A 25,032-nucleotide genomic window follows, 5' to 3' on the forward strand; every position below is an offset into this window, starting at 1 on the left:
CGCTCCTACAAAAGCGTGCGGGGCTCGCGGGTGCGATGGCGGCTGGTTGGCGGTGGATGCCGTGCCAGTGCCTGCAAAACATCTCACGCGATCTGTGTAGGAGCGCGCTGGCGCGCGAGGCGGTGTTACCGGTACGGCATAGGGCGCCAGCGCGCTCCTACGGATCGATTTCAGTTGGTCAATGCATACATCACGATGTTCACTGCGAACTTGGTGTTGTCTTCGGCCAGGAAGCGTTTGTTGCGCCAGTCGTAGTCCCATTCGCAGCCATAATCCTTGTTGCTGTACAACACGCCGAGCCGGCCGTCGATGCTGATACCCCTGAGATAATCGTGCACCAGGTCGTCGCCCCAGCCATTGAGTTCGAAACTGGTGGCCGGCGGGCCGTCGGGGAATTTGAAGAATGCGCTGTAGAGACGGTGGTTTTTGGGCAATTTCTGCAGCGCGGCCTTGCCGAAGATGGAGGCCATCTGCGCTTCGAACGAGGTGGCGAACAGCCCGTCGATATCGTGGTTGCAATCGTCCACGAACACGAAGCCGCCATTGCGCACATAGCGCTCGAAGTTGCGCCGCTCGGCGGGATTGAACTCCACCAGCTTGTGCCCGGACAGATAGCAGAACGGCGCCTGCAGGATGCGCGGATCGGCCAGGTCCAGCACATGTTCCTGCGGGTCCACGCGCAGCTGGGTGTAGTCGATCAACGAGGTGATCAGGTTGGACGGCATGCGCGCATCCACATCCCAATCGCCCGAGTCATACCGCAGCCGGGTAAACCAGAAATCGTAATTGCCCGCCGCCCGCGCCTGCCGCGGTAACGCCAACGCAGCGACGCTACCGAGCAGCAGTCCAAGGAAATGACGGCGCGTCGCGGGCGCCGCCAGGGCGTGTAGACCGGGAACGGGATGTGCAGGAAAACCATCGGGCCGCGAAGAGCTTGCTCCGCTCTCCCATTCCCGATTCCCCACTCCCGATTCCCGGCTCTCAGTCACACCGCGTCCGACAACGAGGTAAACGTAAAGTCGCGCAACCGCATCGGCGGGATCATCATCACGTAGCTGGATTCATCGCCGGCCACGCGCACCGGCCTGCCCAGCTCGTCGATGTTGTTGAGCATGATGATCGGCGATTCGTTGAAGCGGAAATTCTTCACCGGGTACTTGATCTGCCCGTTCTCGATGTAGAAGGTGCCATCGCGGGTCAGCCCGGTCAGCAGCACGGTCTGCGGGTCGACCATGCGGATGTACCAGGTGCGCGTGACCAGGATGCCCTTCTCGGTGCCGCGCACCAGCTCGGCGATGTTCTTGTCGCCACCGGCCATCAGCAGGTTGCCCGGCTCGCCGACCGCGCGCTTGCCGTTCTTCTGCGCCCAGAACCGCGAATACTGCAGGTTGGCGATCTTGCCGTTCTCCACGATCGGCATCTTCTCGCGCGGCAGGCCTTCCTCGTCCCACGGCAGCACGGCGGCACGCGCATCCCACGGGTCGGCGGTGATGTTCACGCGCGGGTCGTAGACCTGCTCGCCCAGCTTGTTGCCGCCGCCCTTCTTGGACAGGAAGCTGCGGCCCTCGTCGGCCATGCGCGCATCGAAGTAGCGCATCATGAAAGAAATCAGGCCTGCCGCCGCTGCCGGCTCCAGGATCACCGTGTACTTGCCCGGTTCCAGCGCCTTGGCTTCGGACGAGTCGCTGGCCTTGCGCATGGCGATGCGGATGTCCTGCTCGGCCTTGAAGTCGGCGGCATCCTTGAGGTTGCGGCCGACCCACCCCGAGCCGCGGCCGTCTTCGGTGCGCACGGTGCAGGTGTAGTCGAAACGCGCGCCACGCTGGTAGCCGAAGTTGCCCTTGCTGTTGGCGAAGGCGGTAAAGCTCTGGCCATCTTCCAGGAAGCCGGCCGCGATCAATCCCTTGCCCTTGCACGGGGCGATCGAATCGGCGGCCACCTGCGCACGGAATGCCGGGTCGATGGCGGCGGTGGATTCGCTGAAGGTGGGGCTGGGTTTGTAGGTCTGCTTGTCCACCGCCGGCATGAATTCCGGGTTTTCCGGCGCCAGCCGCGCCAGGTCTTCGGCACGCCGCACCACGCGCTCCAGCGCGGCGTCGTCGAACTCGTTGATGGTGGCGATGCCCACCCGCTTGCCGAACGCCACCTGCACCTGCAGGTCGGTGTTGTCGACGATGCCGCTGGTGGACACGTTGTTGAGTGCGAAACGGATATTGCCGTCGATCGAGCCGCTGAGCGTGGCGGTGCACTCGTCGGCCTTGGACAGCTTGATGACCTTGTCCAGGATGGCCTTGGCCTGCGCTTCGGTAAGGATGCTCATGTGGGTTTCTCCTGTCAGCCGAGCGAGCGGGCGGTGTTGATGACGTTGATGCCGTCGAAACGGGCGGTGGACGAGCCATGCGAGACCGCCGAGGACTGGCTCGGCTGGCCCTTGCCGTCGAAGAACGAGCCGCCCAGGCGGTAGTCGCGTTGATCGGCCACCGCGCTGCAGGCGTTCCAGAATTCCGGCGTGCGGATCTGGTAGGCCACGTCCTCGAGCATGCGGGTGATCGCGCCGTTCTTGATCTCGTAGAACAGCTGGCCGCCGAACTGCGCGTTGTAGCGCTGCTGGTCGATGGAGAACGAACCGTCGCCGATGATGTAGATGCCGTTTTCCACGTTCTTGATCAGATCGCTCACGCTCAACGGTGTCTTGCCGGCGGCCAGCGACACATTGGCCATGCGCTGGAACTGCACGCTCGACCACGAGTCGGCGTAGCAGCACCCGTCGGAGGCGGTCTTGCCGAGGATATGCGCCTGGTCGCGGATGGCTTGATAGTCCACCAGCTTGCCGTCGCGGATCAGGTCCCACTGCTTGGTCTTGACGCCTTCATCGTCGTAGCCCACCGCGCCCAGGCTGCCGGGCTGGGTCTTGTCGGCCAGGATATGCACCTTGTCGCTGCCGTACTGGAAGCCGGCCTTGAGCTTGTCCAGCGTGGCGAAACTGGTACCGGCGAAATTGGCCTCGTAACCGAGCACGCGATCCAGTTCCAGCGGGTGGCCGACCGACTCGTGGATGGTGAGCCAGGTGTGCGAGGGGTCCAGCACCAGATCGTACTTGCCCGGCTTCACCGACGGCGCCTTGAGCTTTTCCTGCGCCTGCTTGGCCGCGGCGATCGCGTCCTCCTTCATGTCGTAGGACAGGCCGTAATTCACCACGCCATTGGGCGAGACGAACTTGCCCGAGGCGGCGCCATCCAGATATTCGTAGCCCAGGCCCATCGGCGCGGACAAGCCGTCGCGGGTGCGGAACTTGCCGCTGGCCTTGTCGATGGCGGTCACGCTCAGCGGCGCCCAGATGCGGTGCACGTCCTGGTCGATATACGAGCCGTCGGTGCTGGCAAAGTACTTTTGCTCGTTGACCACGAACAGCATCGAATTGACGAAGTTGGCGCCGGCAGCGGTGGCGGCAGCGTTGACGCCCAGCAGCAGGTCCACCTTGTCCTTGATCGGCACTTCCATCGCGTTCTTCTTGATCGGCGTCTTCCAGCTGACCTCGCCCACGCCCGGCGTGGGCGCCAGCTGCACCGGCGTGCCCTGCACCTTGGCATTGGCCTTGGCGATCGCGGCGGCCTGCGAGGCGGCCTTGGCCACACCCTGTTCGGTGAGCTCGTTGGTGGCGGCAAATCCCCAGGCGCCCGCCACCAGGACGCGCACGCCCGCACCGATGGATTCGGTGTTGACCACGTTCTGCACCTTGTCCTCGCGAGTGATGACGAACTGGCGAAGATAACGGCCGATGCGCACATCGCAATAACTCGCACCGGCCTGGCGCGCGGCGTTGAGGCCGGCATCGGCCAGGCGCTTCTTGCGGCCCACATCCATCTGCGTCACCAACTGCTCGGCGGCGATCGCCTTGCCGAAGTAGGCGGGCACGATCAGCCCGCCCATGGTCAGCCCGGTCAGGGCCAGGAAATCACGTCGCTGCACGGCAACTCCCCAATGATCCCGCGCGGCGCGCAGGTAGTGTGGTGACGCACAGATCGCTATCTGCGCGGTATCGCCGATTCTTGCCGGGCGATGAACGCTGCGTCAAATGACTTTCGGCAGGGGTCGGCGGGCAAACGCTATACCTGCATGAAGCGATTGGCACGCCAGGCCTGCGCGTGTGGCGAGCGCTGCTGACCGGCTGCGATGGATGTGGCTACGCGTTAAGGGCTCTGGATGTCAGGCATGCGTGGTTTGTCTGCGATCGTGCATGTGCGATCAGCGGGTCATCGGGTGCGGTGTTTGCTTCAGGGGGGGCTGGCTGCAAAGCGTTTGATCTGCGGCTTGGTTGCATGGCCCTTGCCCGCCCACCATCGCAGGACACGCCGCAAGTACGTCCTTGTAGGCGCTTACGCGGCATCCATGCCGCGTAAGGTCCCGCGACGGTGAGCGGGCAAGGACCTGTCGAGATGGTCGGCGCGCATGGTTTTCGATAAGGCAACCGACGGACTTTCTGGTGCGGTGTCCTCGCCGCGTTCTTGACGCTGTGGGTTTGTTGCATGGCCCTTGCCCGCCCACCATCGCAGGACACGCCGCAAGTACGTCCTTGTAGGCTCTTACGCGGCATCCATGCCGCGTAAGGTCCCGCGACGGTGGGCGGGCAAGGACCTGTCGAGATGGTCGGTGTGCGTGGTTTTAAACAAGACAACCAATCAACTGTTTGGTGAGGGCATCGCGCCCGCGACCGACCAGTTTCTCTCAACCCAAGGCGCGCGCGGTGTTGATCACGTTGATGCCATCGAAGCGCGCCGTGGACGACCCGTGCGAGACCGCTGATACCTGGCTGGGTTGGCCCTTGCCATCGAAGAACGAGCCGCCCAGGCGGAAATCGCGTTGATCGCAGACCGCGCTGCAGGCATTCCAGAATTCCGGCGTGCGGATCTGGTAGGCGCCGTCTTCCACCAGACGCGTGACCTGGCCGTTCTCGATTTCGTAGAACAACTGCCCGCCGAACTGCGCGTTGTAGCGCTGCTGATCGATCGAATACGAGCCGCGCCCGTGGATGTACAAGCCGCGCTCGACGTTCTTGATCATGTCGGCAACAGCCAGCGGCGCCTTGCCTGCCGCCAGCGAGACATTGGGCATGCGCTGGAACTGCACGCTGGACCACGAGTCGGCATAGCTGCAGCCATCGGACGCGGTCTTGCCGAGCAGATGCGCCTGATCGCGCGTGCATTGGTAATCGACCAGGATGCCGTCCTTCACCAGCTCCCATTGCTTGCTCTTGACGCCCTCATCGTCGTAACCCACTGCGCCCAGGCTGCCGGGCTGGGTGCGGTCGGCGACGAAGGTCACCGCATCGCTGCCCCAGCGGAAACCGGCATCGCGCTTGTCCAGCGTGGCAAAACTGGTGCCGGCGTAATTGGCCTCGTAACCGAGCACGCGATCGAGCTCGAGCGGGTGGCCCACCGACTCGTGGATGGTGAGGAACAGGTTGCTCGGGTCGATCACCAGATCGTATTTGCCCGCCTTCACCGACGGTGCGGTGAGTTTGGCGCGTGCCTGTTTGGCGGCGGCAATCGCATCTTCGCGCGCGTCGTAACTGTGGCCGTAGCCGATGAGTCCGCCAGGCAACCGGTGCTTCTGGCTGGCATCGCCATCCAGGTATTCGTAGCCCATGCCCATCGGCGAGGACAGCCCGTCGCGGGTGCGGAACTTGCCGCTGGCCTTGTCTACCGCGGTGACGGTGAACGGCAACCACAACCGGTGCACATCCTGATCGATATAGGAGCCGTCGCTGCTGGCGAAGTACTTCTGCTCGTTGATCGCAAACAGGCGCGAAGCCACGAACGTGGCGCCGGCATTGAGCGCAGCCGCGTTGACGTCCATCAGCAGCGCCACCTTGTCCTGCAGCGGCACTTCCATTGCGTTCTTCCTGATCGGCGTCTTCCAGCTGACCTGTCCGGCCGGCGTCACTGGCGCCAGCTGCACCGGCGAGCCGCCCAGCCGCGCGTTGGCCTTGGCGATCGCCACCGCCTGGCGCGTGGCAGTGGCGACGCCATCGCTGGTGAGCGTGTTGGTGGCCGCAAACCCCCACGCGCCATCGGCCAGCACGCGCACACCCACGCCGCTGGATTCGGCGTTGACCACGTTCTCCACCTGCGCCTCGCGGGTGATCACGAACTGGCGCAGATAACGGCCCACGCGCACATCGCAATAACTGGCACCAGCCGCCTTGGCGGTGCTGAGCGCGGTATCGGACAAGCGACGGCTGCGCGCGGCATCGTTGGGTGTGAGCAACTGCTCGGCCGCGATCAGGCGCGTGTTCGGCAGCAGCAGTCCGGCAGCACCGATGCCTGACAGGGTGAGGAAGGTACGACGGTCCACGGCGGTTCTCCGTTGAAGGCCAGCGGCACGACTCCCCGCCGCGCCAGCCCCCGAGACTGGCCCGTGCAGGCGACGGCGGTCAAGGGGGCAGTGCCGGCGTGGCGTCAGGCAGCTCCAACTGCAAAGCGGAGACATCGGCAGCGTCGGCAGGGCCGTGGCGCGAAGGCAATGCGGGCATGCCAGGCTCGGCCGCCGTCACCGCAGAGACCGAAAGGTCGTTCGCAGATGATCGACAAACACCGGCGGATTCTCCATTGCCGCAAAATGTCCGCCCCGCTCCGCTTCGCCGAAAAAGCGGAGGTCGGCAAAGCGTCGCTCTGCCCAGCGCCGGGAAATGCGCACCTGCTCGCCGGGAAACATGCTGATGCCGGTGGGTGTGGGCATTGGATGCGAAGGCATCTCCGCCATCGCCTCATGCGCGGCTTCCCAATACAGGCGTGCAGAGCTGGGCCCTGCGTTCGGGAGCCAGTACAGCATGATGTCATCGATGAGGTGGTCCAGGGCGAACACGTTCTCCGGCTCGCCATTGCTTTGTGAGACGTCCTGAAAGAGTGCATAGATCCATGCAGCCAGGCCCACCGGGGAGTCAGCCAAACTGAAGCCCACCGACTGCGGCCGTGTGCTTTGCAGCTTCATGTAGCCGGAAAATTCCGTGTAGTAGCGCTGGGCGTCTTCCAGCATCTTCTGCTCGGCCGGTGTGGCTTCGGCGATGTCCTGCGTGCTGGGTTCGAACATCACCATGTTCAGATGGAGACCCCGCAAGCCGGGTGGCTGCATGAATCCAAGCGCGGTGCTGATCGCACTGCCCCAATCGCCGCCCTGCGCGGCCCAACGCTCGCCATAACCCAGACGGCGCATCAGTTCGACCCATGCGGCAGCCGTGCGCCCGACGCCCCAGCCACGGGCGGTGGGCTTTGCAGAGAAACCAAAGCCAGGCAGGGATGGGATGATGAGATGAAACGCGTCCGACGCCTGCCCGCCATGGGCCACCGGGTCGCTCAAGGGGCCGATCACCTCGCGGAATTCGAGCACCGATCCCGGCCACCCGTGCGTCAGCAGCAACGGAAGCGCGTCTGGCTCCGGCGAGCGGACATGCAGGAACTGGATCTCCAGTCCATCGATCGTGGTGCGACTGCTGTTCCAGCCGTTCAATAACCGCTCGGTCGCACGCCAGTCGTAGCCAGACTGCCAGCGGTCCACCAGGCGCCGGATGCGCTCGCTCTGCGGGCCCTGGCTGTGGTCCTCCACGGTTTCCTTGCTCGGCCACCGCGTTTGCCTAAGCCGGTGTGCGAGGTCATCCAGCTCCGCCTGTGCAACCTGGATGTGGAACGCTGCAATGCCATCGCGCATCTCAAGACTCCCGTACGTACGTATTGGCCAGTGTCTGGCGGGCTGTTTGCCAGGCGCGCGCACCGTAGCGATCGTTATCCAGTGGGACCAGTTTGCCGCGCCCGCTCATCATGTCGCGCAGATATTGCATGCCCTGCCAGGGAGGGAAGGGGTCATCGCTTGCGGGCGTGAGTGCACGCACCGCACTGATGATTGCCGACATCGTCCCGAGCCCACCTGGCCTGAGCGTGCGATAGCGCTGCCCGGTGAGTTGGGTGAGCAGTTGCGCGATGTCGTTGGGCGAAATGCTGTTGCCGGCAATGCGCAGGTCCCGTGGGGCCGTGGAATCCAGTGCGGCCGCCGCCGTGTAGCTGGCAACGTCGTCTTTGGCGGTGAAATCGAGCTGCTGGTTGGCGTCGCCAAAATGCATCACACGACGGCCTGGGACCACGAGGCGCGCACTGCCCTCAAGAAGCTCCAGAAAACCGCCGCACAGAACCGAGGTGGCCGCGATCGGCGCGGCATCGAGTTGGTCTCTGAACCGGCGCCGCAAATCCAGGTTTCGATTGTCGCCCGGCCGTGTCTTCGTATAGTCCAGCGAGAAATCAGACGGGATGAAGCGATGCACGCCAGCGCTGACCGCTGCATGCAGCAGTTTTCCCTGTTGACCCAGCATGACGTCTTCCAGGCCGTTGAGCGCGGAAACGACGCATGCCGCATTCCCGACCGCTTCACGCAACGAGTTGGTGTCTTCCATCTCGACGTAGCGGATCGTGATGTTCCTGCGTTGCAAGGCCGCAATACGCTCCTTGCCTGCGCCTTGCCGAACAAGCGCAACCACCGCGGCGCCCTGGTCCTGCAGGGCAAAGGCGATGCGGCAACCCAGGTCGCCGGTGGCGCCTGCAACAACGATTGGGGATCTCGGCGTCACGACTTACCTCTCGCTTGGGTCTTTTGCGCCAACGACGGCAACGGGAACTGCAACAGAAGATGCAGGCTGTCTGTCACGCGGCACCCAGGCCATTCGCTGGCTTGGCAGACCACGTAGCGAATAACTGAACGATAACGTTCAGTTGATGGCAATGCAAGCGGCGTGTAAGTTTTCGTGCATGAAAGCGGTCAAGCAAAAATCAAAAGGCGGACGGCCGCCACTCGATAAGGCGGGCGATGTCGAACGGCGCTTACTCGATGCGGCACTGCAACTCTTCCTGGAACGCGGGTTCGAGCACACCTCGTGCGAGGACATCGCGCGGCTGGCAGGCGCGGGCAAGGCAAGCCTTTACGCGCGCTATGCCAACAAAGACGCCATCTTCGAGGCGGTGGTCCGTCGCGATGTCGACACCCAGCCGCTGCCTGCCGCAGCCAGCGTCCCCATGGATCTGGAGGGGCGCCTGAGACAGGCAGGACAAGGGATACTTGCGCATGCATTACAGCCCCAGACGGTGGCCATGATGCGCCTGGTCGTCGGCACCTCCATTCGCGCGCCAGCGCTTGCCGCTGAAGTCAACCGCATTGGTTGGGAGGGCGGGCTGCGGCGGGTGCAGATGACGATCCTGGACGGCCCGGATCAACCGGCCAATCCGTCTGCGTTGGCAAGCCACTTCGTCGACCTCGTCTTTGCCCCGCACCAACTGCGCGCGCTGCTGGGCGAGCACCCGGACGACCTGATCGCCACTGCATCGGCGCGTGTGGAGTGGGCGCTTGCACTTCTCAAGGATGCTGGCCAGCTGGAGACCGGAAGTCCTCAGTAACACCCTGGAATTGCAGGAATCCTTGAACAACGCAGCGAAACGCCGCGACAGTCCCCACGCACGGCGATGGGGCTCCATGGAACCGGCATCCGGAATCAGGTCTCGGATGCCGCGCCCGTAGGGCCGCTAAAAAGACCTGAAATCTCAGCCTTGTGCGTTATCAAACTCAAGGTGATAGCGCGTGGCCTCGTTCACTTCGTTCTTCGACCCCAAGAACACCGGCACGCGCTGATGAAGCTGCGTCGGCTGGAGGTCAAGGATGCGCTCGCGCCCGGTGGTGGCTGCGCCGCCGGCCTGTTCCACCAGCATGCTCATCGGGTTGGCTTCGTACATCAGGCGCAGCTTGCCCGGCTTGGACGCGTCCTTCTTGTCCCAGGGGTAGATGAAGATGCCGCCGCGGGTGAGGATGCGGTGCACGTCGGCGACCATGCTGGCGATCCAGCGCATGTTGAAGTCCTTGCCGCGGGTGCCGTCCTTGCCGGCCAGCAGGTCGCTGACATAGGACTGCATGGCCGGCTCCCAGTGGCGCTGGTTGGACATGTTGATGGCGTATTCGGCGGTGTCTTCGGGCACGCGCATGTTGGCCTGGGTCAGCAGGAAGCTGCCTTCCTCGCGCTCCAGGGTGAAGGCGTGGGTCCCGTGGCCGAGCGTGAGCACCAGCATCGTGCTGGGGCCGTAGATGCAGTAGCCGGCGGCAACCTGCTGGGTGCCCGGCTGCAGGAAGTGCTCGTCGCCGGGCTTTTCGGTGCCCTTGGGCGCGCGCAGCACCGAGAAGATGGTGCCCACCGAGACGTTGACGTCGATGTTGGAGCTGCCGTCCAGCGGATCGAACAGCAGCAGGAAATCGCCGCTGGGGTATTGGTCGGGCACCGGCTGGCTGTGATCCATTTCTTCCGACGCGCACGCGGCCAGGTGGCCGCCCCAGGCATTGGCTTCGAGCAGGATGTCGTTGCTGAGCACGTCGAGCTTCTTCTGCGCCTCGCCCTGCACGTTGCCGGTGCCGGCATCGCCAAGCACGCCACCCAGGGCGCCCTTGCTCACGGCGATGGAAATGCGCTTGCAGGCGCGCGAGACGATGGTGATCAGCTGGCGCAATTCCGGGTCGATACGGCCGGCGTGTTGCTCTTCGATCAGGAAGCGGGTCAGCGAGGGACGCGACATGGGAGCGGGCAGCCTGTGTAGGAAGTGGTCCGCCATTGTCGCCATTGCGCCGTTAGATTTCGATCACTGGATGCGCGTTTTGCAGCAAACCTGATCGAACATGCGCGAATGTGGTGCCCAAGACTGGGGTTGCCGACATGTACCACGCGGTCTTGGCGCAGCTCTGCACACGCGCAGGAGCTGCGAACACGCATAAAAAAACCGGGAGGCTGGCGCGCTCCCGGTTTGCAGGCGTCGGCCGCGGTGGCCGATCGCGATGCGCTCGCTTACATCCGGCTGACGGTCGCCACGGCCTGTGCCACGTAGTCCAGGTTGCGCTGGCTCAACGCGGCCACGCAGATACGGCCGGTGCCGACGGCGTAGATCGCGAATTCCTCGCGCAGGCGGTCCACCTGGGTCCTGGTCAGGCCCGAGTACGAGAACATGCCGGCCTGGCGCTGGATGAAGTCGAACTCCGGCGCGCCCAGCGTGGCCAGCTTGGCCACCAGGCCCGCGCGCAGGGCGTGGATGCGCTCGCGCATCTCGGTGAGCTCCTGCTCCCACAGATCGCGCAGCTCCGGGCTGGTCAGCACGCCGGCCACCAGGGCGGCGCCGTGCGTGGACGGGCTGGAGTAGATCGTGCGGATGATGCGCTTGACCTGCGACTGCACGGCCTTGGCTTCGGCCGCGGTGGCCGAGACCACCGACAGCGCGCCCACGCGCTCGCCATACAGCGAGAACGACTTGGAGTACGAGCTGGCGACCACGTAGCTGTCGATGCCTTCGGCGGCGAGCAGACGCACCGCGTAGGCATCGGCCTCGATGCCCTTGTCGAAGCCCTGGTAGGCGATGTCGACGAACGGGAACAGGTTGCGTTCCTTCAACAGCCCGGCAACCTGCTTCCACTGCTCCTTGCTCAGGTCCGCGCCGGTCGGGTTGTGGCAGCAGGCGTGCAGCAGCACCACCGTGCCCGGTTCGAGCTTTGCCAGGTCGGCGAGCATGCCGTCGAAGTTCAGCCCATGGCTGGCGGCGTCGAAATAGGTGTAGTCCACGACCTCGAAGCCGGCCGCGCCGAACACTGCGCGATGGTTTTCCCAGCTCGGGTTGCTGATGGCGATGGTGGAGGTGGGCAGCAGTTTCTTGAGCAGGTCCGCGCCCACGCGCAGGGCGCCGCTGCCGCCGACGGTCTGCGAGGTCGCCACGCGGCCGGAGGCCACCAGCGCCGACTCGGCGCCGAACAGCAGCTCCTGGGTGGCCTTGTCGTAGGCGGCCAGGCCGTCGATGGGCAGGTAGCCGCGCGGTTTGGCGTCCAGCGCGAGCTGCTGCTCGATCTTGTGCACGGCGCGCAACAGCGGGATGCGCCCGTTTTCGTCGTAATAGATGCCCACGCCCAGGTTGACCTTGTTGGGGCGGCTGTCGGCGTTGTAGGCCTCGGTCAGGCCCAGGATGGGGTCGCCTGGAACCTGTTCCACGTTTGCAAAGAAGGACACGGCATGACTCGCTGAAGGACGAAAGAGTGAGGGACTTCCGGGATGCTCGGCCGCGGCTGGGCCAAACCACTTCATCGTAGCAGCCCATGGCCGGCGTAGCATGCTTCGTTCCGTACGCAACGATGCGGCCACAGTACGGATGAGGGACACTACGCCCATGCCCAGACTTACCTTGTTGGCCGCCGCCTGCGGCCTGTTCGCCACGAGCGCCGCGCCGCCCGTCCTGGCCGCCGATCCGGCGCCGCCCGCCTCCACGCCGATCCAGCGATTGCCCACCGTGCAGGTGGACGCCGCACGCGTGCGCGGGGTGGACGACTTCGACCTGCCGGCCTCCTTCACCGTGGTGGCGGCCGATGCCGACAACCGCCGCGGCGCGCAGGTCTCCGAACTGCTGGACGGCATCCCCGGCCTGGTGGCGCGCGATCGCCAGAACTACGCGCAGGACACCCAGCTGTCGATCCGCGGCTTCGGCGCGCGTTCCACCTTCGGCGTGCGCGGCGTGCGCCTGCTGGTCGACGGCATCCCGGCCAGCATGCCCGATGGCCAAGGCCAGCTCTCGCACTTCAACGTGCTGGGCGCCGAGCGGGTGGAAGTGCTGCGCGGGCCGTTTTCGGCGCTGTACGGCAACTCCTCCGGCGGCGTGCTGCAGCTGTGGAGTGCCGACGGCGCGCCGGGCGACCCGTGGCGGCTGCGCGCCACCTACGGCAGCAATGCCACCGTCAACACGGGTGCGCAATTGCTCGGCCAGCAGGGCGCGGTGCACTACAACCTGGCCGCCAATCATTTCGAAACCGACGGCTTCCGCGCCCATAGCCGCGCAAAGCGCGATTCGGTCAACGCCAAGCTCGGCTTCGATCTGGCCGAGGGGCGCCGGCTGGACCTGGTGCTCAACTATCTGGACGCACCCGACGCGCAGGACCCGCTCGGCCTGACCCGCGCGCAGTTCAATGCCGACCCGGCGCAGGCCACGGCGGTGGCCACCCAGTTCAACACCCGCAAATCGGTGCGCCAGTCGCAGGCCGGCGCCATCTTCACCCAGCAGTTCGACAGCCAGACGCTGCGGCTGATGGCCTACGGCGGGCAGCGCAGCGTGGAGCAATTCCTGGCGATCCCGGTGGCAGTGCAGCGCAACCCGCTGCATTCGGGCGGGGTGATCGATCTGGACAGCAATTACGAAGGCGCCGATGCGCGCTGGGCCTGGCAGGGCGAGGCGCTGGGCCGGCCGTTGCAGCTGACCGTGGGCGCGAACGTCGATCGCCAGCGTCAGCACCGCACCGGTTACGAAAACTTTGTTGGCGATACGCTGGGCGTCAAGGGCGCGCTGCGCCGCAACCAGCGCGACCAGGTCGAGAACGTGGACCAGTTTGCGCAGGCGTGGTGGCAGTGGAGCGACCGCTGGTCCGCCTTGTTGGGCGTGCGCCATAGCCAGGTGCGCTTCGACTCGGACGACCACTACATCCTCGGGCGCAACCCCGACGACAGCGGCCAGCGCGATTATTCGGCAACCACGCCGGTGGCCGGCATCGTGTTCCGTGCCGCCGAAGACCTGCGTTTCTACGCCTCGGTCGGGCGCGGCTTCGAAACGCCCACCTTCAACGAGCTGGGTTATCGCAGCGATGGCGGCGCCGGCCTGGCGCTGGATCTGGGCGCGGCGACCAGCCGCAATTATGAGATCGGCAGCAAGTGGCGGGCGCAGAGCGGCGCAGCGGTGGAAGTGGCGCTGTTCCGCGCCGACACCGACGACGAACTGGCCGTGGCCAGCAACACCAACGGGCGCAGCACCTATCGCAACATCGGTGCCACCCGCCGCCAGGGCGCGGAGCTGAGCTGGAATCAACCGGTGGGCACCACCCAGCAGCTGCAGCTGGCCTACACCTTCGTCGATGCCACCGTGCGCGATGGCTACCTCACCTGCGCCAGCAGTGGCTGCGCCACGCCCACCGCACCGGTGGCCAGCGGCGCGCGCCTGCCGGGCGTGCCGCGCCAGCAGCTGTTCGCGCGCTGGCAGTGGCAGCCGCTGCAATGGCAGTTCGCCGCCGAAACGGTGGCCTCCGACGCCACCGTGGTCAACGACCTGGCCACAGAGCGTGCGCCCGGCTACGCGCTGGTCAACCTGGAAGCCTCCCGGCGCTGGACCACCACGCTGGGTGGGCTGCGCACCTTCGCCCGCATCGACAATGCGCTGGACCGGCACTGCATCGGCTCGGTGATCGTCAACGACGGCAACGGGCGCTATTACGAACCTGGTCCGGACCGCACCTACACGGTCGGCCTGCAGTGGGATTTCGGCGGCTGAGCCGTCAATGGGCGGTGCGTGCACACCACCGCCCACACCGCCCGTAGGAGCGCACCCGGGCGCGACAAAGCCGTCTTGCCAACGCACGGTCTGCCATCGCACGCCACACCTATGACCACCACACCAGGCCCCACCATGATCGTCATCGATCACGCCCCCGCAGACTGGTTTCTGCTGCGTGCGGACAATCGCTACTGGCTGGACATCAACTGCACGATTTCGGCCACCGGCTTCTCGCTTCTGCTGGCGTTGAACGCAAAAGAGCAGGCCGACGTGCTGGCAGACGGGCATGCCGCCTGCGCACGGCTGGCCGCACAGGTGCAATGGCGGCCGCACGATTTTGCCGCGCGTGATGCCAGCGCCAGTCACGGTGCGCAGGTCATCGCAGCGGTGCGGGCGTGGCGCGCGGCAGAGGCCCGCACCGCGCGCGCATGAACCCATCGCGCCGGGCAAACCGCTTGCGCTGTTCGCCACGCGCGGCTGCAATGCGCCGCATTGATGCAGCGGTGACTGCCGGTGATGCGATGCACTAAGCTTGCAAGCGCACTCCCCGCACAAGGATGTTTCCGTTGAACACGCGCTACGCCCCGATCGATTTCAGCGACAAGCTCGCCCTGCTGTCGCAGCACTGGTCCCCGCGTGTCGTCGCGGAAATGAACGACTACCAGTTCAAACTGGTCAAGCTGCAAGGTGCGTTCGTGTGGCATCAGCATGCGGACACGGACGAGGTGTTCATCGTGCTGGACGGCAACATGACCATCGAGTTTCGCGACGGCGTGGTGGCGCTGTCGGCCGGGCAGATGCACGTGGTGCCCAAGGGGGTCGAACACCGTCCGGCGGCGGAGCACGAATGCAGCGTGCTGCTGGTCGAGCCGCGCGGTGTGGTCAATACCGGCGATGCGGGCGGCGCATACACCGCAGACAACGACGTCTGGATTTGATGGTTGTGCAATGCCTGCTGGTGCACGGCGGCCGATCCGGCGCCTGGTTGCGGAGCCCTTGCCGCGTGCACGCGGATGATGCGCTGCAGCGCAACGTCCACCACGGCGCGGGAAAACACGGCTGCGCTGCAATGACGCAGCGCAACAGCGCATGACATGACATTGCGCTAGCGCTCGCGCGGGTATACACGTGCGCATCGGACCACCTCCGCAGGAGACCATGATGAACGCGCTTGCCTCTGCAAAACCGCTCAACACCGACCCGCAGTCCATCTTCAAACCGCGCTATGACAACTTCATCGGCGGCAAGTGGGTGGCGCCACAGAGCGGCCAGTACTTCGACAACACCACGCCGATCAACGGCAAGGTGTTCACCTCGATCGCGCGCTCCAACGCACAGGACATCGAAGCCGCACTGGATGCGGCGCATGCGGCCAAGGACGCCTGGGGCAAGACTTCCACCACCGAGCGCTCCAATGTGCTGCTCAGGATCGCCGACCGCATCGAACAGAATCTGGAGCTGCTCGCCTATGCCGAGACCTGGGACAACGGCAAGCCGGTGCGCGAGACGCTCAATGCCGATGTGCCGCTGTGCGTGGATCACTTCCGCTATTTCGCCGGCGCCATCCGCGCGCAGGAAGGTGGTATCTCCGAGATCGACAGCGACACCATCGCCTATCACTTCCACGAACCGCTCGGCGTGGTCGGGCAGATCATTCCGTGGAACTTCCCGCTGCTGATGGCGTGCTGGAAGCTGGCACCGGCGCTGGCCGCCGGCAACTGCGTGGTGATGAAGCCGGCCGAGCAGACCCCGGCCTCGATCCTGGTGTTGATGGAGGTGATCGGCGACCTGTTGCCGCCGGGCGTGCTCAACGTGGTCAACGGCTTCGGGCTTGAGGCCGGCAAGCCGCTGGCCAGCAACCCGCGTATCGCCAAGATCGCCTTCACCGGCGAAACCACCACCGGCCGGCTGATCATGCAATACGCCAGCCAGAACCTGATCCCGGTGACGCTGGAGCTGGGCGGCAAGTCGCCGAACATCTTCTTTGCCGATGTCATGGCCGAAGACGACGATTTTCTCGACAAGGCGGTGGAAGGCTTCGTGCTGTTCGCCTTCAACCAGGGCGAGGTGTGCACCTGCCCCTCGCGCGCGCTGATCCAGGAATCGATCTACGACAGGTTCATGGAAAAGGCGCTGGCACGCGTGGCCGCGATCAAGCAGGGCAACCCGCTCGATCCCAACACCATGGTCGGCGCGCAGGCCTCCAGCGAGCAGCTGGAAAAGATCCTGTCCTATATCGACATCGGCAAGCAGGAGGGCGCGCAGGTGTTGATCGGCGGCGAGCGCAATACGCTCGATGGCGAGCTGGCCGAGGGCTTCTACGTCAAGCCGACGGTGTTCAAGGGCCACAACAAGATGCGCGTGTTCCAGGAAGAAATCTTCGGGCCGGTGGTGTCGGTGACCACCTTCAAGGACGAGGCCGAGGCGCTGGCGATCGCCAACGACACGCTGTACGGCCTGGGTGCCGGTGTGTGGAGCCGCGATGCGTCGCGCCTGTACCGGATGGGCCGCGCGATCCAGGCCGGGCGCGTGTGGACCAACTGCTACCACGCCTACCCGGCGCATGCCGCGTTCGGCGGCTACAAGCAGTCGGGCATCGGCCGCGAGAATCACAAGATGATGCTCGACCATTACCAGCAGACCAAGAACCTGCTGGTGAGCTATTCGCCGAAGGCGCTAGGGTTTTTCTGATGCGTAGGCCTGCTACTGCTCGACTGCAATGCGTGATGGATCGGGCACAGGAACGCCGGGCCGCTGCACCGGCTGTTCATGAACCGCGCACGCGCGAATTGACCTCGATCAAGGCACGGCGTCCTCAAGGCGCCTAGGGTGGGCCGCACTATCAGTGCGGAGTGCAGCATGGACACGACAATGAAAGCCGCAGTGGTGCGCCAGTTCGGCGCACCACTGGTGATCGAGGAAGTGCAGGTGCCGCGGCCCCAGGCCGGCGATCTGCTGGTCAAAATCCAGGCCTGCGGGGTCTGCCACACCGATCTGCACGCCGCGCAGGGGGACTGGCCGGTCAAGCCGAACCCTCCGTTCATCCCCGGCCATGAAGGCGTGGGCTATGTGGTGGCGGTGGGTGCGGGCGTGCGTCACATCAAGGAAGGCGACCGGGTGGGTATTCCCTGGCTGTACTCGGCCTGCGGGCATTGCGAGCACTGCCTGGGCGGCTGGGAAACCCTGTGCGAGGCGCAGCAGAACAGCGGCTACTCGGTCAACGGCGGCTTTGCGCAGTACGCGCTGGCCAATGCCGATTACGTCGGGCATCTGCCCGCCACCCTGGGGTTTGTCGAGGTCGCGCCGATCCTGTGCGCAGGCGTCACCGTCTACAAGGGATTGAAGGTCACCGATACCAAGCCGGGCCAGTGGGTGGTGATTTCCGGCATCGGCGGGCTCGGCCACATGGCAGTGCAATATGCCAAGGCGATGGGACTGAACGTGGCCGCCGTGGATGTGGACGACGCCAAGCTGGCACTGGCCAGGCGCCTGGGCGCCACGGTGACGGTCAATGCGCGCACCACCGATCCGGTGGCCTACCTCAAGAAGGAAATCGGCGGCGCACACGGCGCGTTGGTCACCGCGGTATCGCCCAAGGCGTTCGAGCAGGCGATCGGCATGGTGCGGCGTGGCGGCACGGTGTCGCTCAACGGCCTGCCACCTGGCCAGTTCCCGCTGGACATCTTCGGCATGGTGCTCAATGGCGTGACCGTGCGCGGCTCGATCGTCGGCACCCGGCTGGACCTGCAGGAGTCGCTGGCCTTCGCCGAGCAGGGCAAGGTCGCGGCGACCGTGGCCACCGACACCCTGGACAACATCAACGAGGTGTTCGCGCGCATGCACGCCGGAACGATCGAGGGGCGTATCGTGCTCGACATGGCGGCCTGACCGCGCCGCAGGAGGCAGACGATGCAGGGCACCACTACGCAGACAGACCCACCCTTGCAGGTGATGGCCACGCTGGCGGCGTTGCAGCTGATCGATACGCTGCGCGCACGCCACGGCGATGTGCTGTTCCATCAATCCGGCGGCTGCTGCGATGGCTCCTCGCCGATGTGTTTCCCGGTGGGCGACTTCATCGTCGGCGACCGCGACGTGCTGCTGGGCGAGATCGGCGGCGCGCCGTTCTACATCAGCCCCTCGCAGTTCGAATACTGGAAGCACACCCAGCTGATCATCGATGTGGTGCCGGGGCGCGGTGGCATGTTCTCGCTGGAAAACGGCGAGGGCGTGCGCTTCCTGGTGCGCTCGCGCCTGTTTGCCGATGAGGAATTTGCCCAGCTGCAGCGGGCAGGCCGGGCGTAACCCTCGCCCGCCTGGCGGTGCTGCCGGGCGGGGAATCAGCCGGCTGGTTTCAGCGGTCTGCCACGGTCGACGGCGCGGTGCCCGGCGTCTTGGCCGGGGTGTCGCCATCGGCAGGAACCAGCGTGTCGGGCGCATCGCCGGCACCGCGGTCTTCATAGTGTTCGGCATCGCGCTTGCCGTGCTGTTCGCCCGGCTGGGTCGGTTGGTCGCGCAGTGGGTCGCGGGACATGCGGTGCTCCTGGTCATGGGGATGGATGCGCAGTTCACCGCGCGCCTAGTGAAGGGGACGCAGTGGCTGCTGCAGACGCACGGCTCACGCATGGATCACGGTGGCCGCGCTACAGCTATGGGTCAACTCACACAACACCCGGAGTCACACGCCGATGGCACGACCGATCTGGACCGGAACGCTCTCGTTCGGCTTGCTCAATGTGCCGGTGTCGTTGATGTCGGGCGAGCGCAAGGTGGATCTGCATTTCCGCATGCTCGATTCGCGCGACAAGAAGCCGATCCGCTTCGAGCGCGTCAACGCCGACACCGGCGATGAGGTGCCGTGGAAGGAGATCGTCAAGGCGTTCGAGTACGACAAGGGCAGCTATGTCATCGTCGAAGAGCAGGACATCCGCTCGGCCTCGCCGGAAAGCCACGAAACCGTGGAGGTGGAAACCTTTGTCGACGCCGCCGATATCGACCCGCGCTATTTCGAAAAGCCTTACATCCTGGTGCCGGGCAAGAAGGCCGAAAAAGGCTATGTGCTGCTGCGCGAGACCCTGCGCGACACCGGCAAGGTGGGCATTGCCAAGGTGGTCATCCGCACGCGCGAATACCTGGCCGCGGTGATGCCGCAGGGCGATGCATTGATCCTGCTGCTGCTGCGCTACCAGCAGGAAGTGGTGGACCCGCAGGACTTCAAGCTGCCGGCCGGCGCGGTGGGCGAGTACCGCATCACGCCCAAGGAACAGGAGATGGCCAAGCAGCTGATCGAGTCGATGTCAGGCACCTGGCAGCCGGAGGATTACCACGACGAGTTCCGCGGCAAGCTCGAGCAGATCCTGCGCAAGCGCATCCAGGCCAAGGGCGGCACCACCACCGTGGATGTCGAGCCGCCGCAGCACGAAGACGCCAGCACCAACGTGGTCGACTTCATGTCGCTGCTGCAGAAGAGCCTGCAGGCCAATACGCGCACGCCGGCCAAGAAGAGCAGCGCGCCGGCAACCGGGTCGGCCAAAAAGACCGCCACCAAGAAAGTGGCCAAGAAGGCCACCAAGAAGACCGCGGCGAAGGCCACCAAGGCCACCAAGACCACCGCCAGCAAGGCGGCGCCGCGCCGCAAGGCCGGCTAGGCCCCGCCCATGTCATTGCACGATTACAACGCCAAGCGCCGCTTCGACCAGACCCCGGAGCCGGCCGGCGACACGCCGGCGCGCGCCAGCAAGCAGCCGATCTTTGTCGTGCAGTTGCACCACGCCAGCTCGCGCCATTACGACTTCCGTCTGGAAGCCGACGGCGTGCTCAAGAGTTGGGCCGTGCCGAAGGGCCCATCGTTGCGCGTGGGCGAAAAGCGCCTGGCGGTTCAGGTGGAGGACCACCCGCTGTCGTACGCCAGCTTCCAGGGTGATATTCCGCAGGGCCATTACGGCGCCGGGCATGTGGACGTGTTCGACCACGGGCATTGGCAGTGCGAAGGCGATGCGTTGGCGGCACTGGAAGCCGGCAAGCTGGAGTTCGAACTACAGGGCAAGTTGCTGCGCGGCGGTTTTGCATTGGTGCGCACGCAGATGCGCGGCGGCAAACCGCAATGGCTGCTGTTCAAGCGCAGCGATGCGTACGCCGCAGATCTGGATGCCGATGCGCTGGTGGCGCAGCAGGCCGCTGGCGCATCGGCTGCAGTGGCGCCGGCAACCCGTGCCAAGGCTAGCCGGGCGCGGCGTGCGCCGGCAGCAACGGCGAGCGCCGAGACAACTGCAGCCGGCAAACGCGCGCGCCCGGCGCGTGCGGACGCCCGGCAATGGCGTACCCGCGCCCTGGCGCTGGACGGCGCGCGCGATGCGCCATGCCCAACCGAGCTGCGCGCGCAACTGACCTTGCTGCGCGAGCAGGCGCCGGATGGCGAGCGCTGGTTGCACGAGATCAAGTGGGACGGCTACCGCCTGCTGGCCGACATGGTCGATGGCCAGGTGCAGCTGCGCTCGCGCAACGACCAGGCCTGGACACAGCGCTTCCCGGACGTGGTGCGCGCAGTACAGGCCCTGCCGGTGCGCGATGCGCGCCTGGATGGCGAGCTGGTGGTGCTGGATGCGCAGGGGCGCAGCGATTTCTCGGCATTGCAACGCGCGCTCGATGGCAGCGTCACGCAGCCGCTGCGCTACATCGTGTTCGACCTGCTCGGCGTGGCCGGAGTGGATCTGCGCGACACCCCGCTGCTGCAACGCAAGCAGTTGCTGCACGACGTGCTGGGCGATGTGCCGGGCACGCTGGCGTTTAGCGACCATGTGATCGGCCACGGCCCGGAGGTCTTTGCGGCCAGCGCCGGCACCGGCTGGGAAGGCATCGTCAGCAAGCTCGCCGATGCGCGGTATCGCGAAGGGCGCAGTGCCGATTGGGTCAAGACCAAGCACGAAGACAGCGACGAGTTCGTGGTGGTGGGCTACACCGACCCCAAGGGCGCGCGCAGCGGCTTCGGCGCCTTGCTGATGGCGCAACGCGAGGGCAAGACGCTGCGTTATGTCGGGCGTGTGGGCACCGGCTTCGACGATGCCTTGCTCGGCAAGATCACCGCGCTGTTGCAGGCGCTGCACAGCGACACTGCCACGCTGGAATTGCCGACGCACATTCCCGGGCGGCCACGCGATGTGCATTGGGTACGGCCGGTCTTGATCGCCGAGGTCGCCTTCCGCGGCTGGGCGAAGGAAGGCCTGCTGCGGCAGGCCGCATTCAAGCGTCTGCGCGAGGACAAACCCATGAGCGAGTTGGGCGGCGACCGCGCCGCGCCGGGCAAGGCGCGTGCTGCAGGTAAAGGCAGTGCTGCGACAGCGACCGCCGCGCCTGCGCGCAAGGTGGCAACGAAGAAAACCTCCAAAACGACGGTCGACGCCTCCACCAGCACCGCCAGCAAGCGCGTGCGGTCGACGGCATCGAAGACGACTGCGACGACATCCAAAAAGGCTGCAGCGTCCACGTCCACGGTCTCCAAATCCACAACATCTAAATCCACGTCCACGTCGACGGACGGCATCACCATCACCCATCCCGAGCGGGTAGTGTTTCCTGCAGCGGGCATCAGCAAAGGCGATGTGGCCGACTATTACCGCGCAGTGGCGCCGCTGGTGCTGGCAGAGATCGCGCGCCGCCCCTTGTCGCTGCTGCGCTGCCCCGATGGTGCCGGCGGCGACTGCTTCTTCCAGAAGCACGAAGGCCGCCACCTGGGCACGCATATCAAGGCGATCCCGCTGCAGCAGAAGAGCGGCACCGAGGACTACATCTACGTCGAGGATGCCGCCGGCCTGCTCGAGCTGGTGCAGATGAACACGCTGGAACTGCATCCCTGGGGCGCGCAGGTCGACGATGCGGAGCATCCGGACCGGCTGGTGTTCGACCTGGACCCCGGCGACGGGGTGTCCTGGGCCGACGTGGTGGCGGCTGCGCGCGACATCCGCGCCAAGCTGCGCAGTGCCGGCCTGGAGAGCGCGGTGCGCCTGTCCGGCGGCAAGGGCCTGCACGTGGTGGTGCCGATCGTGCCGGAAGCGGACTGGGAACAGGCGCGTGATTTCTGCGAGGCCTTCGCCCAGGCACTGGCCACGCACGCCCCGGACCGTTACGTGGCCACCATGAGCAAGGCCAAGCGCCACGGCGTGATCTTCGTCGACTGGCTGCGCAACGGGCGCGGCAATACCAGCGTGTGTTCGTGGTCGCTGCGTGCGCGCGAAAAGGCCACCGTCGCCGTGCCGCTACGCTGGGAAGAACTCGGCAAGATCAGCGGCCCGGACGCCTTCCCGATGGACAAGGCACTGCAACGGGCCAGGCGTCAGCGTGCAGATCCCTGGGAATCGGTGCTGGCGTTGCAGCAATACTTGCCCACCGGCGACGACAACCACTAAGAGCAGCCCACAAGACGACTGCGCCGCCACCAGGCGGGCGCGGTCGATGCTCGGAGCCGGCATGTAACGCGTACATCGCGGGTCCTGCGCGCAGCCCGCACCGACCCGACGACTGCTCGCTTATGCGATCAGATACGCATCACGCACACAGCCTGACCAAGCACACCGACCATCTCGACAGGTCCTTGCCCGCCCACCGTCGCGGGACCTTACGCGGCATGGATGCCGCGTAAGCGCCTACATGGACGTCCTTGCGGCGTGTCCTGCGAGGGTGGGCGGGCAAGGGCCCTGCAGCCAAGTCGCAGATCACCCGCTCTCAGCTACCAACGCATCCCAAATCCCGAATCCCGAATCCCGAATCCCATCAAGGCGAGACCGCGTTCTCCTGCGTCACCCGGCTCAACGCATCGCTGCTGATCTCGGCAATCGAATGGGTGCCGGTCAGGGTCATCGCCACGCGCATCTCGCGCTCGATCAGGGTCAGCAGATTCTCCACGCCGGCCTGGCCGCCGGCCGCCAGCGCATAGACGAACGCGCGGCCCAGCAGCACCGCGTCGGCGCCCAGCGCCAGCATGCGCACCACGTCCAGGCCGCTGCGGATGCCCGAGTCGGCCAGGATCTTCAGCTGCCCCTTCACCGCATCGGCAATGGCCGGCAATGCGCGCGCGCTGGACAGCACGCCGTCGAGCTGGCGGCCGCCATGGTTGGACACCACGATGCCGTCGGCGCCGAAGCGCACCGCATCGCGCGCATCGTCCGGGTCCAGGATGCCCTTGATCACCATCGGCCCGGTCCAGAATTCGCGGATCCATTCCAGGTCTTTCCAGGCGATGGACGGGTCGAAGTTGGCGCCCAGCCAGCCGATGTAGTCCTGCAGGCCGGTCGGGCTGCCGCGGTAGGTCGAGATATTGCCCAGATCGTGCGGGCGGCCCAGCAGGCCCACGTCCCAGGCCCAGCGCGGATGCGTCACCGCCTGCAGCATGCGCCGCAGCGACGCGTTGGGCCCGCTCATGCCCGAGTGCGCATCGCGGTAACGCGCGCCCGGCGTGGGCATGTCCACGGTGAACACCAGGGTGGTCACCCCGGCCGCCTTGGCGCGCTCCAGTGCGTTGCGCATGAAGCCGCGGTCCTTGAGCACGTAAAGCTGGAACCACATTGGCCGCGTGATCGCCGGCGCCACTTCCTCGATCGGGCACACCGACACCGTGGACAACGTAAACGGGATCCCGCGTGCGGCCGCCGCGCGCGCGGCCTGCACTTCGCCACGGCGCGCGTACATGCCGGTCAGCCCGACCGGCGCCAATGCCACCGGCATCGCCAGCGTCTCGCCGAACAGCTCGGTGCCCAGGCTCAGGTCCGACATGTTGCGCAGCACCCGCTGGCGCAGCGCGATATCGGCCAGATCCGCGACATTGCGCCGCAAGGTGTGCTCGGCGTACGCCCCGCCATCGATGTAGTGGAACAGGAACGGCGGCAGGCGCGCCTGCGCGGCGGCACGGTAGTCGGAAGCGGCGGAAATGATCATCGAAGACGAACGGCAGCGGCGGGGTAGCCACTGAGTGTAAGACCATCGGTGTGGCCGGTGGACCGCTGCGCGATCTGCAGGACGCAAGCCCGGCGAGGCCCAGCGCAGTGGTGCTGCGCCGCAGCCTTATCAACTCTCACCACACTAGCGGCAGCAGGCGCCGGCTCTGCGCTGCATAAGCCGGGTAAGCCAGCGGAAAGGCACGCTGCAATGCGGCCTCTTCGACACGGATGCGGTGCAGGAAGACCCAGGTCACCGGCACCACGATCGCCGCCACCGACAACCCATTGCCCATGCCCAGCGCCAGCCCGTAGAACGCCATCAGCGCACCGGTATAGGACGGGTGACGCAGCCAGCGATACGGGCCGCTGCGCACCAGTTGGTGGTCTGACTGGATGGTCACATCCACCGTGAACCAGCGTGCCAGTACCTGGATGGCCCATACGCGCAGCGCCAGCCCGCTGCCGATCAAGGCGCAGCCGGCCCACTGCAGCGGTGCGTACCAGCCCTGCGGCCAGTGGGCCAGGCCGCTGTAGGCCAGTGCCACCGCAACGGCCACCGCCGCAGACAACACGCGCCACAGGTGTTGCAGGGTGCCTTGATCGTGCGCGCCACCGTCGCCGGCACGGCGGCGGCGACTGAGCAGCAGCTCGTAGCCGCCCCATAACAGATTGAGCGCAAGAAACAGACTGGAAGCGGACATGGCGTGACTCCGTGGCGATGGGTGGGCTGGTGATGCCAG

At 65.8% G+C, this 25,032-nt stretch carries 20 protein-coding genes; 9 read left to right on the top strand and 11 right to left on the bottom strand.

The annotated features are described in order from the left end of the window. Positions 1-170 precede the first annotated feature (170 nt). From AC06DU_RS00555 to AC06DU_RS00580, 6 genes are all read right to left on the bottom strand, one after another. Positions 171-989, bottom strand: coding sequence for a DUF4159 domain-containing protein (locus tag AC06DU_RS00555; RefSeq protein ID WP_478203220.1), 819 nt, complete (start codon positions 987-989; stop codon positions 171-173). Continuing rightward, entirely contained in the window at positions 986-2,320 is a 1,335-nt protein-coding gene (locus tag AC06DU_RS00560) for a TldD/PmbA family protein (RefSeq protein WP_039517956.1), read from the bottom strand. Before AC06DU_RS00560 ends, AC06DU_RS00555 begins: the two co-directional genes overlap by 4 nt. A 14-nt stretch (positions 2,321-2,334) precedes the next feature. Beyond that, positions 2,335-3,969, bottom strand: coding sequence for a TldD/PmbA family protein (locus AC06DU_RS00565; protein WP_478203222.1), 1,635 nt, complete (start codon positions 3,967-3,969; stop codon positions 2,335-2,337). Between the two features lie 756 nt (positions 3,970-4,725). Beyond that, positions 4,726-6,354, bottom strand: coding sequence for a TldD/PmbA family protein (locus AC06DU_RS00570; protein WP_386137396.1), 1,629 nt, complete (start codon positions 6,352-6,354; stop codon positions 4,726-4,728). A gap of 195 nt (positions 6,355-6,549) precedes the next feature. Further along, complete coding sequence (locus tag AC06DU_RS00575; RefSeq protein ID WP_104591386.1) at positions 6,550-7,704, bottom strand: epoxide hydrolase family protein; 1,155 nt, start codon at positions 7,702-7,704, stop codon at positions 6,550-6,552. A gap of 1 nt (position 7,705) precedes the next feature. Further along, positions 7,706-8,614, bottom strand: a complete 909-nt coding sequence (locus AC06DU_RS00580) for an NmrA family NAD(P)-binding protein (protein WP_104591387.1) — start codon at positions 8,612-8,614, stop codon at positions 7,706-7,708. 178 nt (positions 8,615-8,792) lie between these two features. On the opposite strand from AC06DU_RS00580, the gene AC06DU_RS00585 reads away from it, so the two are divergent. Further along, positions 8,793-9,434 carry a TetR/AcrR family transcriptional regulator gene (locus AC06DU_RS00585; protein WP_104554711.1) on the top strand — a complete coding sequence of 214 codons (642 nt, stop codon included), beginning with the start codon at positions 8,793-8,795 and terminating at the stop codon, positions 9,432-9,434. Between the two features lie 144 nt (positions 9,435-9,578). On the opposite strand, the gene AC06DU_RS00590 is transcribed toward AC06DU_RS00585, so the two are convergent. Then, the gene (locus AC06DU_RS00590; RefSeq protein WP_024940474.1) at positions 9,579-10,595 is read right to left on the bottom strand and encodes a class 1 fructose-bisphosphatase; all 1,017 of its coding nucleotides are present in this window, start codon (positions 10,593-10,595) and stop codon (positions 9,579-9,581) included. Positions 10,596-10,861: 266 nt separating this feature from the next. Next, positions 10,862-12,064 (bottom strand): amino acid aminotransferase, encoded by a 1,203-nt coding sequence (locus AC06DU_RS00595; protein ID WP_102250676.1) that lies wholly within the window; start codon positions 12,062-12,064, stop codon positions 10,862-10,864. Positions 12,065-12,221: 157 nt separating this feature from the next. Here AC06DU_RS00595 and AC06DU_RS00600 point away from each other — a divergent pair, with 157 nt between their 5' ends. The 6 genes from AC06DU_RS00600 (at position 12,222) to AC06DU_RS00625 (ending at position 18,668) form a co-directional block, all read left to right on the top strand. Further along, positions 12,222-14,360, top strand: a complete 2,139-nt coding sequence (locus AC06DU_RS00600) for a TonB-dependent receptor family protein (protein WP_478203223.1) — start codon at positions 12,222-12,224, stop codon at positions 14,358-14,360. A 135-nt stretch (positions 14,361-14,495) separates the two neighbouring features. Then, positions 14,496-14,795, top strand: coding sequence for a hypothetical protein (locus tag AC06DU_RS00605; protein ID WP_065033240.1), 300 nt, complete (start codon positions 14,496-14,498; stop codon positions 14,793-14,795). A gap of 125 nt (positions 14,796-14,920) precedes the next feature. Beyond that, positions 14,921-15,301, top strand: coding sequence for a cupin domain-containing protein (locus tag AC06DU_RS00610; RefSeq protein WP_039517928.1), 381 nt, complete (start codon positions 14,921-14,923; stop codon positions 15,299-15,301). A 223-nt stretch (positions 15,302-15,524) separates the two neighbouring features. Continuing rightward, complete coding sequence (gene adh / locus AC06DU_RS00615) at positions 15,525-17,054, top strand: aldehyde dehydrogenase (protein WP_478203225.1); 1,530 nt, start codon at positions 15,525-15,527, stop codon at positions 17,052-17,054. 168 nt (positions 17,055-17,222) lie between these two features. Further along, positions 17,223-18,251: an alcohol dehydrogenase AdhP gene (gene adhP, locus AC06DU_RS00620; RefSeq protein ID WP_478203227.1), complete on the top strand. Its 1,029-nt coding sequence runs from the start codon at positions 17,223-17,225 to the stop codon at positions 18,249-18,251. Positions 18,252-18,272: 21 nt separating this feature from the next. Beyond that, positions 18,273-18,668 (top strand): DUF779 domain-containing protein, encoded by a 396-nt coding sequence (locus tag AC06DU_RS00625; protein ID WP_016902914.1) that lies wholly within the window; start codon positions 18,273-18,275, stop codon positions 18,666-18,668. A gap of 49 nt (positions 18,669-18,717) precedes the next feature. Here the strand turns inward: AC06DU_RS00625 and AC06DU_RS00630 are convergent, their stop codons facing one another. Next, positions 18,718-18,897, bottom strand: coding sequence for a hypothetical protein (locus tag AC06DU_RS00630; protein WP_024940466.1), 180 nt, complete (start codon positions 18,895-18,897; stop codon positions 18,718-18,720). A 154-nt stretch (positions 18,898-19,051) separates the two neighbouring features. Here AC06DU_RS00630 and ku point away from each other — a divergent pair, with 154 nt between their 5' ends. After that, complete coding sequence (gene ku / locus AC06DU_RS00635; protein WP_047129870.1) at positions 19,052-20,011, top strand: non-homologous end joining protein Ku; 960 nt, start codon at positions 19,052-19,054, stop codon at positions 20,009-20,011. A 9-nt stretch (positions 20,012-20,020) separates the two neighbouring features. Further along, complete coding sequence (gene ligD, locus AC06DU_RS00640) at positions 20,021-22,765, top strand: DNA ligase D (RefSeq protein ID WP_478203229.1); 2,745 nt, start codon at positions 20,021-20,023, stop codon at positions 22,763-22,765. A 364-nt stretch (positions 22,766-23,129) separates the two neighbouring features. On the opposite strand, the gene lldD is transcribed toward ligD, so the two are convergent. Together lldD and AC06DU_RS00650 are read right to left on the bottom strand one after the other, a co-directional pair. Further along, positions 23,130-24,290, bottom strand: a complete 1,161-nt coding sequence (gene lldD / locus AC06DU_RS00645) for an FMN-dependent L-lactate dehydrogenase LldD (protein ID WP_478203231.1) — start codon at positions 24,288-24,290, stop codon at positions 23,130-23,132. A gap of 136 nt (positions 24,291-24,426) precedes the next feature. Continuing rightward, the gene (locus AC06DU_RS00650; protein WP_478203232.1) at positions 24,427-24,993 is read right to left on the bottom strand and encodes a methyltransferase family protein; all 567 of its coding nucleotides are present in this window, start codon (positions 24,991-24,993) and stop codon (positions 24,427-24,429) included. Between the last annotated feature and the right edge of the window lie 39 nt (positions 24,994-25,032).

This window comes from Xanthomonas sp. NCPPB 3200, from assembly GCF_056393585.1.

What these genes read in the sequence shown, in the direction of transcription:
- AC06DU_RS00605 (WP_065033240.1), top strand. Translation starts at nt 14,496, where the DNA reads ATGATCGTCATCGATCACGCCCCCGCAGACTGGTTTCTGCTGCGTGCG.
- AC06DU_RS00600 (WP_478203223.1), top strand. Translation starts at nt 12,222, where the DNA reads ATGCCCAGACTTACCTTGTTGGCCGCCGCCTGCGGCCTGTTCGCCACG.
- adhP (WP_478203227.1), top strand. Translation starts at nt 17,223, where the DNA reads ATGGACACGACAATGAAAGCCGCAGTGGTGCGCCAGTTCGGCGCACCA.
- AC06DU_RS00590 (WP_024940474.1), bottom strand. Translation starts at nt 10,595, where the DNA reads ATGTCGCGTCCCTCGCTGACCCGCTTCCTGATCGAAGAGCAACACGCC.
- lldD (WP_478203231.1), bottom strand. Translation starts at nt 24,290, where the DNA reads ATGATCATTTCCGCCGCTTCCGACTACCGTGCCGCCGCGCAGGCGCGC.
- ku (WP_047129870.1), top strand. Translation starts at nt 19,052, where the DNA reads ATGGCACGACCGATCTGGACCGGAACGCTCTCGTTCGGCTTGCTCAAT.
- AC06DU_RS00630 (WP_024940466.1), bottom strand. Translation starts at nt 18,897, where the DNA reads ATGTCCCGCGACCCACTGCGCGACCAACCGACCCAGCCGGGCGAACAG.
- AC06DU_RS00585 (WP_104554711.1), top strand. Translation starts at nt 8,793, where the DNA reads ATGAAAGCGGTCAAGCAAAAATCAAAAGGCGGACGGCCGCCACTCGAT.
- AC06DU_RS00650 (WP_478203232.1), bottom strand. Translation starts at nt 24,993, where the DNA reads ATGTCCGCTTCCAGTCTGTTTCTTGCGCTCAATCTGTTATGGGGCGGC.
- AC06DU_RS00610 (WP_039517928.1), top strand. Translation starts at nt 14,921, where the DNA reads ATGTTTCCGTTGAACACGCGCTACGCCCCGATCGATTTCAGCGACAAG.
- adh (WP_478203225.1), top strand. Translation starts at nt 15,525, where the DNA reads ATGAACGCGCTTGCCTCTGCAAAACCGCTCAACACCGACCCGCAGTCC.
- AC06DU_RS00560 (WP_039517956.1), bottom strand. Translation starts at nt 2,320, where the DNA reads ATGAGCATCCTTACCGAAGCGCAGGCCAAGGCCATCCTGGACAAGGTC.
- AC06DU_RS00575 (WP_104591386.1), bottom strand. Translation starts at nt 7,704, where the DNA reads ATGCGCGATGGCATTGCAGCGTTCCACATCCAGGTTGCACAGGCGGAG.
- ligD (WP_478203229.1), top strand. Translation starts at nt 20,021, where the DNA reads ATGTCATTGCACGATTACAACGCCAAGCGCCGCTTCGACCAGACCCCG.
- AC06DU_RS00625 (WP_016902914.1), top strand. Translation starts at nt 18,273, where the DNA reads ATGCAGGGCACCACTACGCAGACAGACCCACCCTTGCAGGTGATGGCC.